The sequence below is a fragment of the Haemophilus pittmaniae genome, assembly GCF_900186995.1.
GTDB classification, from domain to species: Bacteria; Pseudomonadota; Gammaproteobacteria; order Enterobacterales; family Pasteurellaceae; genus Haemophilus_D; species Haemophilus_D pittmaniae.
The window spans coordinates 1,417,074-1,429,456 of sequence record NZ_LT906463.1; the positions used below are offsets into that span (position 1 = coordinate 1,417,074).

Here is a 12,383-nt window from a genome sequence, read left to right on the forward strand (position 1 = left end):
AGCGACAATGGCATTATTGACAGTAGATAAGCTTTCGGTCTCCTTTGGTAGTGGGCAAGCCCCTTTCCGTGCAGTAGATCGCATCAGTTATAGTATTGAGCAAGGAGAGGTTTTAGGCATCGTTGGCGAGTCCGGTTCGGGCAAATCGGTCAGCTCATTGGCCATTATGGGATTAATTGATTTTCCCGGTCGTGTTGAAGCCGATGGGTTATCCTTTGAAAATAAGGATTTATTAACCCTTGATGAAAAACAAAAACGTCAACTGATTGGCGCCGATATGGCGATGATTTTCCAAGATCCTATGACCAGCCTTAATCCGGCGTATACGGTCGGTTTTCAAATTATGGAAGCGCTTAAAGCCCATCAAGGCGGTAGTCGTAAAGCTCGTCGTGAACGCGCCTTGGAATTGTTACGCCAAGTCGGAATCCCCGATCCAGAATCCCGTATCGATGTGTATCCGCACCAATTATCGGGAGGAATGAGTCAACGGGTGATGATTGCTATGGCAATTGCCTGTCGCCCCCGTTTATTGATTGCCGATGAACCAACAACCGCATTAGATGTAACAATTCAGGCACAAATCATGGATTTATTGCTGGAATTACAGCAAAAAGAGGGTATGTCGCTGATTTTGATTACCCATGATTTGGCCCTGGTAGCTCAAGCTGCACAGCGCATTATTGTGATGTATGCGGGGCAAATTGTTGAGGAAGGTAAAGCCGACGATATTTTCCGGACCCCACGCCATCCTTACACGCAGGCATTATTACGCGCGTTACCTGAATTTGCCGAAGGTAAATCGCGCTTAGCTTCGCTACCCGGCGTTGTTCCTGGTAAATATGATCGTCCACAAGGTTGTTTGCTCAATCCACGTTGTCCTTATGCGACTGACTTATGTCGTAATCAAGAGCCGGAGATGAAGACAATCAATGGTTGTCGGGTGAAATGCCATACACCGTTAAATGATTTAGGAGAGCCTAACCATGTCTGAGACGAAAAAGAATCCGCCGCTACTGGAAGGCATTAACTTAAAAAAATATTATCCGGTAAAAAAAGGGTTATTTGCCAAGACTCGCCAGGTGAAGGCCTTAGATGGTGTTTCTTTCCGTTTGCAACGAGGCAAAACCTTAGCCGTTGTTGGGGAGTCGGGCTGCGGTAAATCTACGTTGGGTCGTTTGCTCACTATGATTGAGCAACCAACCGATGGCGAACTATATTACAACGGCGATAATTTTTTAGTGGATGATAAGGCGGTACGGAGTTTACGTCGGCAAAAAATCCAAATCGTGTTTCAAAATCCCTATGCTTCTTTAAATCCACGTAAAAAAATCGGCACAATTTTAGAAGAGCCCTTGCTGATTAATCGCAAACTGTCTGCTGCCGAGCGTAAACAAAAAGTCTTATCAATGATGGCGAAGGTAGGATTACGCGAGGAATTTTATGATCGTTATCCGCATATGTTCTCCGGTGGTCAACGACAGCGTATCGCGATTGCCCGAGGACTGATGCTAGAACCCGATATCGTAGTAGCCGATGAGCCGGTATCCGCTTTGGATGTATCGGTTCGCGCGCAGGTGTTGAATCTGATGATGGATTTGCAGGATGAATTAGGCTTGTCCTATGTGTTTATTTCCCATGATTTGTCGGTGGTTCGTCATATTGCTGATGAGGTGATGGTGATGTATTTGGGACGTGTTGTGGAAATGGGCAGCCAGCAGCAAATTTTTAATTCACCATGCCATCCTTATACTCAGGCTCTACTTTCGGCAACACCACGTTTGTCCTCACAAGGGCAGGGGGAACGGATCAAACTGACCGGTGAATTACCGAGTCCGATTAATCCACCGCTTGGTTGTGCCTTTAATCCCCGTTGTTGGAAAGCGACCGAGCGCTGCCGTCGAGAACAGCCACACTTAGAAGATTATCGTAACGGCCATTTAATTGCTTGTTTCCACCCCGATGAAATAAAAGATGGAGAGTAAACGCCCCCTAGGTTTTAAACGTTTTGCTTAAAATTAACGCTAACTTATTGATTTTATTAGAGATGGTTTAAAAATGGGGTTTTCTGTTGAAACGCCCTTTGGGAAAAGCAAGTTTTCCTTGAAAACGATGCTAAGTTATTGATTTTATTAGTAATGGTTAGAAAATAGAAAAGCCCCGCGTATTGCGGGGCTTTTATGTGCCTTAATGGCTTATTTTTGGCGCATTGCCGGGAATAGGATCACATCGCGAATAGATGGTGCATTGGCATAAAGCATCGCCAAACGGTCAATTCCGAGACCTTCACCGGCAGTTGGCGGTAAACCGTGTTCAAGCGCGACCACGAAATCTTCGTCTTTGAACATCGCTTCATCATCGCCGGCTTCTTTTGCAGCCACTTGTGCGTCGAAACGTTCGTTTTGATCTTCCGCATCATTTAATTCGGAGAAACCATTACCGATTTCACGACCACCAATAAAGAGCTCGAAACGGTCGGTGACTTCCGGATTCTCATCATTACGGCGTGCCAATGGAGAGATTTCCGCCGGATGAGCCATTAAGAAGGTCGGTTGAATTAAATGGTGTTCCGCGACCTCTTCAAAGATGGCGTTCACGATGGAGCCCAAGCCCCAAGATTTTTGCACTTCAATGCCAAGACGTTCGGCGGTGGCTTTGGCACGCTCAAAATCATACAGATCTTCTTTAACGATACCTTTTTCGGCACCGTATTTTAAGGTTGCATCATGTAGCGTGATACGTTCGAACGGCTTGCCGAAGTCAAATTCCAAATCACCGTATTTCACGATGGTTGTGCCTAGGATATCAAGCGCCAATTTGCGTAACAATTCTTCAGTGTTATCCATTAAATCGTGGTAGTCGGCATAGGCTTGGTAGTATTCCAACATGGTAAATTCCGGATTGTGGCGCACAGAGACACCTTCGTTACGGAAGTTACGGTTCAATTCGAATACGCGTTCAAAACCACCTACAACTAAACGTTTTAAGTAGAGCTCTGGGGCGATCCGTAAATACATATCAACGTCTAAGGCATTGTGATGAGTCACAAATGGACGTGCGGATGCGCCACCCGGGATCACTTGCAACATTGGTGTTTCTACTTCCATAAAGCCTTTGGAAAGGAAGTATTCACGAATACCGGCAACCACTTTGGAACGGATGATGAAGGTACGACGGGATTCTTCGTTAGCAATTAAATCCAAGTAACGTTGACGATAACGTACTTCTTGGTCGGTTAAACCATGGAATTTATCCGGTAACGGACGTAGAGCTTTGGTGAGCAATTGTACTTCGGTGGTTTTAACGGTGAGCTCGTTGGTTTTGGTTTTAAATAAAGTTCCTTTAACACCAACGATATCGCCTAGATCCCAAGAGCCGACATCATCCTTATAAACACCTTCCGGTAGATTGTCACGGGCTACATAAAGTTGAATTTTTCCGCTCATATCTTGGAGGGTAATAAAAGTTGCTTTGCCCATGGCACGACGGGTCATGATTCGACCGGCAATCGCCACTTCGATATTTTTTTCTTTTAGCGCTTCGCCATCTTCAGCTTCGTATTGATCATGCAGATCCTTGGCTAAGGCATCACGGCGGAATTGGTTGGGAAAGGCATTGCCTTTGGCACGTAATGCGGCGAGTTTTTCACGGCGCACTAACATTTCGCCATTGAGGTCGAGTTCTTTGCTTTCTTGTTGTGACATGTTTGTTACCTTTTATGCTTGTTAAATGGAACGGACGACATTTTCGTCCGTAATAAATAATTAAAGCCCGGCTTTGAGGCTGGCTTCGATAAAACGATCCAGATCACCGTCCAATACAGCTTGAGTATTGCGATTTTCTACGCCGGTACGGAGATCCTTGATTCGCGCATCATCCAATACATAGGAGCGGATTTGACTGCCCCAACCAATATCGGATTTGTTATCTTCCATTGCCTGTTTATCGGCATTTTTCTTTTGTAGCTCAAGCTCATAGAGTTTGGCTTTAAGCTGTTTCATGGCTTGATCTTTATTTTTGTGTTGCGAACGGTCGTTCTGACACTGCACCACAATGCCGCTCGGCATATGGGTAATGCGCACTGCACTTTCGGTTTTGTTAACGTGCTGACCGCCAGCCCCTGAGGCACGATAAACGTCGATACGTAAATCAGCAGGATTGATTTCGATATCGATATCATCATCAATTTCAGGGTAAACGAAGGCCGCGGCAAAGGAGGTATGGCGACGATTGTTGGAGTCGAATGGACTTTTACGTACTAAACGGTGAATGCCGGTTTCAGTGCGTAACCAACCGAAAGCATATTCGCCGCTGACACGAATTGTGGCTGATTTTAAACCTGCAACATCGCCGTCGGATACTTCCATTAACTCAGTTTTAAAGCCTTTACTTTCCGCCCAGCGGAGATACATGCGTAATAGCATTTCGGTCCAGTCTTGCGCCTCGGTGCCACCGGAGCCGGCTTGTAAATCGACGTAGCAGTCGCAAGCATCGTGTTCACCGCTAAACATTCGGCGGAATTCTAATTTGCCAAGTTGTTGTTCTAATTCATCTAATTCTGCTACGGCCTCATTGAAGGTATCTTCATCTTCCGCTTCAACAGCAAGTTCGACTAGGCCTTCTACATCATCTAGGCCTTGCTCTAAACTTTTAATAGTATTGACGACCTGTTCTAGGGAGACCCGTTCTTTCCCCAAAGCTTGGGCTTTTTCCGGTTCATTCCAGACATCGGGTTGTTCTAATTCGGCATTAACTTCTTCTAAGCGTTCCACTTTGCTATCGAAGTCAAAGATACCCCCGAAGCACATCAGTACGGGAGGCAAGATCGGAAATTTTGTTTTTTATTGGATTAATTTCAAACATGATGGCTAAAGATGGTTAATGTGTTTAAAGACTAAATGAAGTGCGGGATTATAAGGGATTTTTTGCTAATTAGGTAGCCGATAGCGCAATAAAAAGCCTCTTCCTTGTTTATAAATCAGCTTTTTTAGGCATTCAAATCCAAGGTAATTATTTATTGTCGAGAATTTTCTTATTTCTCTGCGAGAGGGTTGGCAATTTTGCATAAATCATCAATTACTTTTATAATCCGCGCTTATTTTATAATTTAGGAACAATTCAGTATGAAAAAAGTATTGGCCGCGCTTTTAATGGTGGCTTCAGCGACAGCAATGGCAAATGATGCAGCAATTAAAGCTAAATTACAGACTTTAGGTGCCCGTCAGGTAGAAATTAGTGATTCTCCATTGAAGGGAATTAAAATCGTAAATACTGAACAAGGCCTGTTGTATGCTAGCGAGGACGGCAATTATGTGTTGCAAGGTAAGCTTTATCAATTGACCGATAAAGGGCCGGTTGATGTTGCCGGTAAGGTATTGATGAATAAGCTTAATGCGATGCAGAATGAAATGATTGTGTATCCGGCTAAAAATGAGAAATATGTAGTTACAGTATTTATGGATATTACTTGTCATTACTGTCATTTATTACATCAACAGGTTAAAGAATATAACGATCTTGGGATTACTGTACGTTATTTAGCTTTTCCGCGTACCGGCTTAAATTCCCAAACAGCCCGTCAAATGGAAGCAATTTGGACAGCCGAAGATCGCGCATTTGCTTTAAATGAAGCGGAAAAGGGCAATTTACCCAAAGCCTTAAAAGATCCGAATATTGTGAAAAAACAATATGAATTGGGGATTCAATTTGGCGTAGCTGGGACTCCGAGTATAGTCACCGCTAATGGTGAAGTGTTAGGTGGTTACCTGAAACCGGCCGATTTATTGACGGCATTACAAGGGCAGTAATTTTTAATAGAGAAGGCAATCTGGGAATTGCCTTCTCTTCTGTATTTTTAAGAGAAAACTGATTTCGTGAATAAAATTATCAAGCGTCGTCCCTTATCTGGAAATACTTCACTAGATAGTAATCCTTTATTAGATAGATTGTATCGGGCGCGTAATATCAAAAGTGTTGATGAGTTGGATCGCGGTTTGGGAGCAATGCTAAACCCAAATTTACTGCATGGGATTAAACAGGCGGTTAGTTTGTTGATTGAGGCCCGTCAACAACAGCATAAGATAGTGATCGTGGGGGATTTTGATGCCGATGGGGCAACCAGTACGGCACTAGCCATGGCCGCATTGAAAATGCTTGGCTTTGATAATGTTGATTTTTTAGTTCCAAATCGATTTGAACAAGGATATGGATTAAGTATTCCGGTAGCTGAATTGGCATTACAAAAACAAGTGCAATTGTTGATGACGGTGGATAATGGCGTGTCCTCATTTGAGGGCGTTGAGTTTTTAAAATCTCAGGGCGTTCGGGTATTGATTACCGATCATCATTTACCTCCGGAGCGGTTGCCGCATGCCGATGCAATAGTAAATCCCAATTTGGCTGAATGTAATTTTCCTTCAAAAAATTTGGCAGGTGTCGGCGTTGCTTTTTATTTAATGTTGGCTTTACGCAGTAAATTACGTCAACAGGGCTTTTTTGATAGTTGTAATCAACCTAATTTGGCGGAGTTATTAGATTTAGTTGCGTTGGGGACAATTGCCGATGTGGTACCGCTAGATCAGAATAATCGTATTTTGGCTTATCAAGGATTACAGCGGATTCGGGCAAGATGTTGTCGACCTGGAATTTTAGCGCTGTTGGAGGTTGCCAATCGAGAGACGGAAAAATTAACCGCCGCAGACTTAGGATTTGCAATAGCACCAAGATTAAATGCAGCAGGGCGTTTGGATAATATGTCACTTGGTGTTGAGTTGTTACTGGCTGAGGATATGCAAAAAGCACGGGCGTTGGCACTGGAGCTAGATCAGCTCAATCAAACCCGTAAAGAAATTGAAGCAGGAATGAAATTAGAGGCATTGCAGATTTGTCGTAATTTGTTTAATCATAAATCATCATTATCCGCTGAGGAACAAACGGAGATGAACCCCTTGGTTACAGAGATGCCTTTGGGGATAGCGCTTTACCAGGCGGATTGGCATCAAGGTGTATTAGGTATTTTGGCATCCCGAATTAAGGATCAATACCATCGACCAGTCATTGCTTTTGCTCGTGAACAGGATGGTCTGTTGAAAGGTTCCGCACGTTCAATAGAGGGCGTGCATATGCGTGATTTATTGGAGCGCATTTCTTTAATTCATCCGGATATGATTTTAAAATTTGGTGGACATGCTATGGCGGCCGGATTAAGTATTCGTGAAACGGATTTCACTAAATTCCAGCAAATTTTTTCACAAACCGTTGGCGAATGGTTGGATGAGAGTGCTTTACAAGGTGTCATTTGGAGTGATGGTGAGTTAGCCGCCAATGATTTAACAATAAATACTGCACAATTATTAAAGAGTGGTGGGCCTTGGGGGCAAGGATTCCCAGAGCCTTTATTTGATGGAGAGTTCAACATTCTACAGCAACGTTTGATTGGTGCGCAGCAGAATCATTTAAAGATGTTATTGGAGCCAAAAAATGGCGGAGCCTTATTAGATGGCATCGCATTTAATATCGATACTCGTTATTTCCCCGATCTTTCTATAAAACAGGCGCGTTTGGCTTATAAACTGGATATTAATGAATACCGTGGGCAGCGTAATATTCAGTTGTTGGTTGATTACATTGAGCCACTGAATGGATAACAATAAATGAAATATCTATCGATTCATCGCACGCTCATTTTATTATTCATCCAGCTGTTGGCCTTAAATGTATTTGCTGTGCAGCGAGGGAATCAGGAATTTTCCAAACAAAGTTCACCGCATTTACCACCGGTTGAGATAAATCAGTTCATTGATGGACGGGATTATTTTTCTTATCAGGAACCGATTTTACAACCAGTTTTGCAGGATGGACGAATTTCGGTTCGTTTTTTCTTTGAATACGATTGTCGGGTATGTTCCTCAGCACAGGATATTTTGCAGTTATTTAGTCAGTTAAGACCAAATAAAATTTTGTTACAAGAATTTCCAGTAGCGACGGAAGAAAGTCAATTTTCAGCTTTGGTGTTTTATACTTTAATAGGTCTAGGAATGCCGGAGCTTTCCGATAAATTACTTTTTGAAACCTCAGAAAAAGGTCGCTTTGCCGAATTGGCAACTCTAGACAAGATACGTCGTTGGGCTATTTCTCAAGGGATTGATAAGAATGAATTTTCACGGGTTCTGCATTCTCAAGAAGTACAAAAATCACTGAAAGAAGCAATAAGTTTAACTGAAGAATATGGGGTTTTTACTTTTCCTTATGTGGTCTTGGATGGACGTTATGTGTTAACGGCAAGTACTTTGTATAACGATGATTATGCTGTGGCAGTACTAGATTTTTTAGTAAATAAAATAGAACAGGAAAGAAAAAAATAATGAAGATTGGGATTGTGGGTGCGATGGCACAAGAGGTGGAAATTTTATCTCAATTAATGACAGATAAAGTTGAAACTAAAATTGCGAGTGCGGTGATTTTGGAAGGTAAAATTAATGGCAAAGAGGTTGCGTTATTGCAATCCGGCATCGGCAAAGTCGCTGCTGCTATTGGTACGACAGCATTATTACAACTGTCTCGTCCTGATGTGGTGTTAAATACTGGATCGGCCGGCGGTATCGCAAAAGGTTTAAAGGTTGGTGATATTGTCATTTCGGATGAAACTCGTTATCACGATGTGGATGTTACCGCATTTGGGTATGAAAAAGGGCAATTACCAGCGAATCCGGCAGCATTTCTTTCCGACAAAAACTTAGCTGAGCTGGCGGAAGAGATTGCTTTATCGCAAGGGCAAAATGTAAAACGTGGTTTGATTTGTTCGGGTGATAGTTTCATCAATAGTGAGGATAAAATTAACCAAATTAAGGCAGATTTTCCTCATGTAACAGCAGTTGAAATGGAAGCAACAGCAATTGCACAAGTTTGTCATGCCTTTAACGTACCTTTTGTGGTTGTTCGAGCTATTTCTGATGCAGGCGATGGCGAAGCGAGTATGTCTTTTGAAGAGTTCTTACCGTTAGCTGCAAAACAGTCTTCGGCATTAGTATTAGGGATGATAGATAGACTGTAGATAATCTTTTAATAAGATAATAAATTCTAAAATTGAATAATGAACATTATTTAAAAAGGCATAGTTAATTAACTATGCCTTTTTATATAAACCCCATTAGAATTTATAGTTTAAACTGAGAATATAAGTTCTTCCTCGTGCAAAATTGTAAAGCACAGATTTATCTTTTATTCCGTTTTCGCAAGTATCATTTTTGCTACAAATGGAATCATTTAAGCTTGAATAATATCGTTGAGATGCCGCATCATTGCCTGAGTCTAAAGGATCAACATAACGTTTATCTAACAGGTTCTGTACTTCGGCTTTGATAATAAAATCTTTGATAGGTTCGTAACTTATATGCAAATCTAAAATAATCGGTTGTTTATTAATTTCCTCTGTTTTTTTAATTGCATAATAAGTTCTTTCATGACTAGTATTTAATTCAAATTCAGAACCGTTAATATAGTCTTCTTGAATGGTTGCCCGTTTACTTTTCCCATAGTAACGAGCAGCGATACCAACAGTTAATTTTTGATCAAACCAGCGAGAGCCAAGTTCTAATCTTCCATAATCTTTAGGTAACATTGAAATACGGGATAGACCATAGCCTTGTTTTAGAATGTCATCTTTTGATGCGTTGTTAGGACGTGGACTTGCATCTGCATAATTGGTTGGTTGATTTGTTCGTTGATATGCATAAGACAGATTTGCAAAGAAACGTCCCATGTCATAGTTAATTTCTAACTCAACACCGCTTTTTTTCACAATAGGCTTATAATTTTGATGAGCAATGGTAAATCTAAATCCATTATTAGCTGCCCAGTCAGGAACAACGCCATCTCTCCACCATACACCATATACATTATGAATATAATTTTTGATGAAACTACGATATCCCACTAGTTTTAAACCTAGAACATCTTCTTCTGTAAAAACAGCTTTTTTATAGGTATTAAACCCAAGTTGATAAGTTTCAGCTCGCTCAGGTTTTAATGCCGTATTTACGCCGACATCAGAGACTTGAGAGAAGAACATTTCTTGAATATTTGGCATTCTATGTGTGCGCGAATAGGTGAAAAACGGCATAAAATAATCATTGATATCTGCACTAAGTGTTGCTGAGTGATTTATCGCTGTTTTATGTCCTGATTTATGCAAAATCGGTTCATTAATTTGTGTCGGTGTATTTTCGTAACCTACATACTCACCGTTAAATGCATAATGCGTAAAATTGACACTATAGTCTAAATGGTAAATTCCTTTAGAAAGTGCGGTATCGAAATAAGCAGTTTTAAATTTTTGTTTACCAGAAGGTTGTAAGATCACTGAACGTTGTGGTAATCCGCTTTTGCTTCCTTGGAAGCGACCTAAATAACTATAGTTTCCTTGGGAGTGCGATTCATTGTTATAAAACAAACTTAATTCTTCAGGAAAACGGTTTTTATTATACTCATTAATAAAGTAGTTAAAGCCCAATGTGGTTTTTAAATCGATTTCTTTTGGCAATAAAAAAGTATAGCTATTGTTTATATCAATAATATTTGCCACATTTTTCGTAATTAATTTATCTTCTACTTGCCAACCAGAAAAGAATGCACCTTTAGGATAAATGGTTTTACCTAAGTTATGTGCTACCATTAGATTTAGATCAAGATAGCGATTATTATTAAAATTATAATTTAATTGATAATTACGATTTTCGATTTTTCGAGAACCAATTTTATTATCAAGGGTACGTATTTGTGCACCTAAGGTATGGTTATCATCGCCATATTCAAATTTTAATAAATGGCTACGAGAACGAGATTGCAAACTGCCTGGTTCAATAGGAGCAACACTATATTGATCTTTATTACGTTCAAATGAGTTATTTGTGGAATCTACATCATTTTGTAATTCAGGGATATTTTGAGGTTGTATACCATTTTCCAATTCTTTCAGAATTTTCCTTCTGGTTTCATTTTTATAAGTATTAAGTTGATAGCTAGATGTATTGTAACGAGGCTCATTAGGCGTATCTTCTTCACTAACATAATCATAATTTTCTTCTTTTCTTTCAATCCGAGTAATACAACCTGGTGTTCTTGTTTCGGTCGCTCCAGTTAGCTCATTGGTTGTTGTAATTGGGTCTGTATTTCCATTAAATGTTGGATTGGGTGCGTTGCAAGACCAATGATTTTTGTTTAGATCAGGTGTCCACTGTCCAGATGAATTTAAAACATAACCTGCATTATGGAAATAGGCTTCTTTTTCTTTAGCAAGAATATCTTGTCCAAGCGAAGACAAGCGTTCTCCCCCTCCGATACGATAATCTTGAGATACCTCACGTTGACTGTAACCATATACCACACCAACATAACCACCATTATCAAGCCATTTTCTGCCTGCAGCCATTGTCATAAAATTCGATTTAGTTGCATTGCTCCCCGTCATTCCTTTTACGATGAGCCCAAAAGGTTTGTCATCAGTGATAACATCATTAACGCCTAATGTTCTAAAATTGGCACTACCAGATAAAGTATTTACGCCATTGGAACCTGAAAAGTTACTTTTATTGACATCGACACCAGCAATGAAGTTAGGATCAAGCGATGCACCGAATTGAGAATTACCACCTGATTGACCTGAGTCCATGGCTGTAGAGTAAAAAGTTTGTGTGACTCCATCGACCATAGTATTGACACGACCTAACCCATTTTCGCCACGAATATTAACAGAAACTACGCCAGAGCCTTTATCTTGTTGAGTAAAAGCACCCGGGATACTTCGAATAACTTGATCGATAGTCTGGGTTCCTTTAAAAATATGCTCTCGGGTACTTTTCGCTTTTGCTTCCGTAAATGGTTTCTTATCATTAGTTACATTTTTTTCAACCACATTTATTTGCTCGAGTGTTTCTTCTGTTTGAGCTTCAGCAATATTAATGTTCATGGCACTGATTAGGAAAAGTGTAACTAAGTTTAATCTCATTTCTTTCTTCATTAACTACCTCCTTATTTATGAGAATGATTTGCATTATCTTATTTAAGTAGGGAGAATTCAAGAGATGAGATTATGAAATGAATATAAGATCTAAAGAATAATTTTCATGTTATATATTGTGAAATTCTTAATTTTTTTATTCATTTGTTGAAAAAGCATTGTAACGATTATTGATGTTTTTCTTTTATCGGTAGAGTTTGTCACTTTGTGAAGGAGGGCTAAGAGCTGATACTGTATGTTTTCTTTAAATCTTGTATGAATTATCTATATTTATTTACAATTCCGATAGCTAATATTTTTACCATTTAGCAAAAGAATCTTTAGAGAAATAAGTCATTTATGTCTATAATATGTCGGTTTTGAAAGTAAA

At 40.3% G+C, this 12,383-nt stretch carries 9 protein-coding genes; 6 read left to right on the forward strand and 3 right to left on the reverse strand.

Translation table 11 applies throughout. The annotated features are described in order from the left end of the window. Nucleotides 1-7: 7 nt before the first annotated feature. Entirely contained in the window at nucleotides 8-991 is a 984-nt protein-coding gene (gene dppD / locus CKV74_RS06940) for a dipeptide ABC transporter ATP-binding protein (RefSeq protein WP_007243544.1), read from the forward strand. Further along, nucleotides 984-1,982: a peptide ABC transporter ATP-binding protein gene (locus tag CKV74_RS06945; protein ID WP_095176925.1), complete on the forward strand. Its 999-nt coding sequence runs from the start codon at nucleotides 984-986 to the stop codon at nucleotides 1,980-1,982. Before dppD ends, CKV74_RS06945 begins: the two co-directional genes overlap by 8 nt. A 210-nt stretch (nucleotides 1,983-2,192) precedes the next feature. Here the strand turns inward: CKV74_RS06945 and lysS are convergent, their stop codons facing one another. Together lysS and prfB are read right to left on the reverse strand one after the other, a co-directional pair. Continuing rightward, nucleotides 2,193-3,701: a lysine--tRNA ligase gene (gene lysS, locus CKV74_RS06950; RefSeq protein WP_095176926.1), complete on the reverse strand. Its 1,509-nt coding sequence runs from the start codon at nucleotides 3,699-3,701 to the stop codon at nucleotides 2,193-2,195. A 60-nt stretch (nucleotides 3,702-3,761) separates the two neighbouring features. After that, nucleotides 3,762-4,860, reverse strand: a protein-coding gene (prfB, locus tag CKV74_RS06955) for a peptide chain release factor 2 (RefSeq protein WP_123947614.1) whose coding sequence is annotated in 2 segments (ribosomal slippage) — nucleotides 3,762-4,784 and nucleotides 4,786-4,860 — 1,098 coding nt in all. Because the reading frame shifts where the segments join, the coding sequence is not laid out codon by codon here. Nucleotides 4,861-5,120: 260 nt separating this feature from the next. Here prfB and dsbC point away from each other — a divergent pair. From dsbC to CKV74_RS06975, 4 genes are all read left to right on the forward strand, one after another. Continuing rightward, nucleotides 5,121-5,804 carry a bifunctional protein-disulfide isomerase/oxidoreductase DsbC gene (gene dsbC, locus CKV74_RS06960; RefSeq protein WP_095176927.1) on the forward strand — a complete coding sequence of 228 codons (684 nt, stop codon included), beginning with the start codon at nucleotides 5,121-5,123 and terminating at the stop codon, nucleotides 5,802-5,804. Between the two features lie 66 nt (nucleotides 5,805-5,870). Then, nucleotides 5,871-7,643 carry a single-stranded-DNA-specific exonuclease RecJ gene (recJ, locus tag CKV74_RS06965; RefSeq protein WP_007243539.1) on the forward strand — a complete coding sequence of 591 codons (1,773 nt, stop codon included), beginning with the start codon at nucleotides 5,871-5,873 and terminating at the stop codon, nucleotides 7,641-7,643. Between the two features lie 6 nt (nucleotides 7,644-7,649). Then, nucleotides 7,650-8,360: a thiol:disulfide interchange protein DsbA/DsbL gene (locus CKV74_RS06970; protein ID WP_095176928.1), complete on the forward strand. Its 711-nt coding sequence runs from the start codon at nucleotides 7,650-7,652 to the stop codon at nucleotides 8,358-8,360. Further along, entirely contained in the window at nucleotides 8,360-9,049 is a 690-nt protein-coding gene (locus CKV74_RS06975) for a 5'-methylthioadenosine/adenosylhomocysteine nucleosidase (RefSeq protein WP_039847943.1), read from the forward strand. Before CKV74_RS06970 ends, CKV74_RS06975 begins: the two co-directional genes overlap by 1 nt. Nucleotides 9,050-9,145: 96 nt before the next feature. Here CKV74_RS06975 and CKV74_RS06980 read toward each other — a convergent pair whose 3' ends face one another. Continuing rightward, nucleotides 9,146-12,013 (reverse strand): TonB-dependent receptor domain-containing protein, encoded by a 2,868-nt coding sequence (locus CKV74_RS06980; protein WP_095176929.1) that lies wholly within the window; start codon nucleotides 12,011-12,013, stop codon nucleotides 9,146-9,148. Nucleotides 12,014-12,383: the final 370 nt, after the last annotated feature.

What these genes read in the sequence shown, in the direction of transcription:
- lysS (WP_095176926.1), bottom strand. Translation starts at nt 3,701, where the DNA reads ATGTCACAACAAGAAAGCAAAGAACTCGACCTCAATGGCGAAATGTTA.
- dppD (WP_007243544.1), top strand. Translation starts at nt 8, where the DNA reads ATGGCATTATTGACAGTAGATAAGCTTTCGGTCTCCTTTGGTAGTGGG.
- CKV74_RS06970 (WP_095176928.1), top strand. Translation starts at nt 7,650, where the DNA reads ATGAAATATCTATCGATTCATCGCACGCTCATTTTATTATTCATCCAG.
- CKV74_RS06945 (WP_095176925.1), top strand. Translation starts at nt 984, where the DNA reads ATGTCTGAGACGAAAAAGAATCCGCCGCTACTGGAAGGCATTAACTTA.
- dsbC (WP_095176927.1), top strand. Translation starts at nt 5,121, where the DNA reads ATGAAAAAAGTATTGGCCGCGCTTTTAATGGTGGCTTCAGCGACAGCA.
- CKV74_RS06980 (WP_095176929.1), bottom strand. Translation starts at nt 12,013, where the DNA reads ATGAAGAAAGAAATGAGATTAAACTTAGTTACACTTTTCCTAATCAGT.
- CKV74_RS06975 (WP_039847943.1), top strand. Translation starts at nt 8,360, where the DNA reads ATGAAGATTGGGATTGTGGGTGCGATGGCACAAGAGGTGGAAATTTTA.